Below are 1,974 nucleotides of genomic sequence, written 5' to 3' on the forward strand. Positions count from 1 at the left end.
ATCTCGACCCGCTCGGATCCGTCGAGCATGTCGATGTCGCCGACGGCCGTGGCCGGGTCGGTGACGATCGCTTCGAGGACACGCACGAAGCGCTGCGCGAAGCCCGCGACCGTCGACTCGTCGAACAGATCGGTCGCGTACGTGAAGGTGGCGTCGATGACGTCGGGCGCACCGTCGTCGTCGTAATGGTCGAACACCGTGAGCTGCAGGTCGGTCTTGGCGAGCTGCAGCTCGAAATCGGTGGAGCTCACCGTCAGGCCGGGCAGTTCGAGCTGGGTGCGCGCCAGATTCTGGAACGACAGACCCACCTGGAAGAGCGGGTTGCGGGCGGTCGAGCGCACCGGGTTGAGCACTTCCACCAAGCGTTCGAACGGCACATCGGCGTTCGCGAAGGCACCGAGGTCGGTCTCGCGGGTGCCTTCGAGGAGTCGCTCGAAGGACTGGGCCGGATCGACGTCGCTGCGGAAGACCAGCGTGTTGACGAACATGCCGATCAGATCGTCGAGCTCGCGCTCGCCGCGACCGGCGATCGGGGTGCCGATCGCGATGTCGCGCGTGCCCGAGAGTCGGGCGAGCACGGTCGCGAAGGCCGCGTTGACGACCATGAACAACGTCGCGTTCTTCGACCGCGCAAGTTCCTGGAGACCGCGGTGCAATTCGGGCGAGATCGTGAACTGCAACGATTCGCCGCGGAAGCTCTGACTCGGCGGACGCTGACGATCGGACGGGAGGTCGAGCTGGTCGGGCAGGCCGGCGAGCGCCTGCTTCCAGTACGCGACCTGCTTCGCGGCAAGCGATTCGGGATCGTCCTCGCTGCCGAGCACCTCGCGCTGCCACAACGCGTAGTCGGCGTACTGCACGGGCAGCGGCTCCCACGCCGGCGCGTCGCCCCGCGACCGTGCCACGTAGGCCGTCATCAGGTCGCGGGTCAGCGGGCCGACCGACGCGCCGTCGGCCGACACGTGGTGGACGACCAGCGCGAGAATGTGCTCGTCGTCGCTGACGCGGAAGATGCGCACCGCGACCGGCACCTCGGCGGTCACGTCGAAGGTCGTCGACATGAAGGCCACGATCTCGGGTTCGAGTTCGGCCTCCGCGACGTCGCGCACGACGAGTTCGGGCAGCGCACCGTCGAGCGGGAGCACCACCTGGTGTGGTCCGTCGGGCGAGTCCGGGTAGATGGTGCGGAGCGATTCGTGCCGGGCGATGACGTCGCGTGCTGCCGCGCGGAGCGCGTCGACATCGAGGTCGCCGACGAGCCGCACAGCGATCGGGATGTTGTCGACCGCCGAGGACGCCGTGTCGAACTGGTTGAGGAACCAGTAGCGCTGCTGCGCGAGCGACAGCGGAACCCGGTCGGGTCGTTCGCCGGCGACGAGGGGACGGCGCGGGCCACCCGACACTCCGTGTTCGAGGCGCGCCGCAAGGTCTTCGACGGTCGCGGCCTCGAACAGCAGTCGCAGGGGCACGGTGGCGTTCAGCGCGGCACCGATGCGGGAGACCACTCGGGTGGCGATGAGCGAGTTTCCGCCGAGCGCGAAGAAGTCGTCGTCGAGACCGACGCGGTCGACGCCGAGAACCTCGGAGTAGGTCGACGCCACGACCTGTTCCGTGGAGGTGGTGGGAGCGCGGAACGCCCTGACCTCGAAGACCGGATCGGGCAGTGCCTTGCGGTCGAGCTTGCCGGACGCACCCAGCGGCATGGCGTCGAGGAGCACGTAGGTGGCGGGGACCATGTAGGCCGGCAACTGCGCGGACAGTGCCGCACCGGCCACCGCCTGATCGAAGGTCGCTCCGGGCTGCGGGACGACGTAGGCGACGAGCTGGTCCTGCCGGACGAGCACCACGGCCTGGTCGACCTCGTCGAGGTCGAGCAGCGCGGTTTCGATCTCACCGAGTTCGATGCGCAGACCGCGGAGCTTGACCTGGAAGTCGGTGCGGCCGATGTAGTCCAGTTCACCCGTCTCGTCCGGT

The 1,974-nt window shown here is 68.5% G+C and carries 1 protein-coding gene; it reads right to left on the minus strand.

Translation table 11 applies throughout. From position 1 onward, the window contains the following. Nucleotides 1–1,974 (minus strand): condensation domain-containing protein (locus tag R1101_RS0122245; protein ID WP_016935429.1); only part of this gene is annotated, 1,974 nt, incomplete at both ends.

The organism is Rhodococcus sp. R1101, from assembly GCF_000278445.1.
GTDB lineage: Bacteria > Actinomycetota > Actinomycetes > Mycobacteriales > Mycobacteriaceae > Rhodococcus > Rhodococcus gordoniae.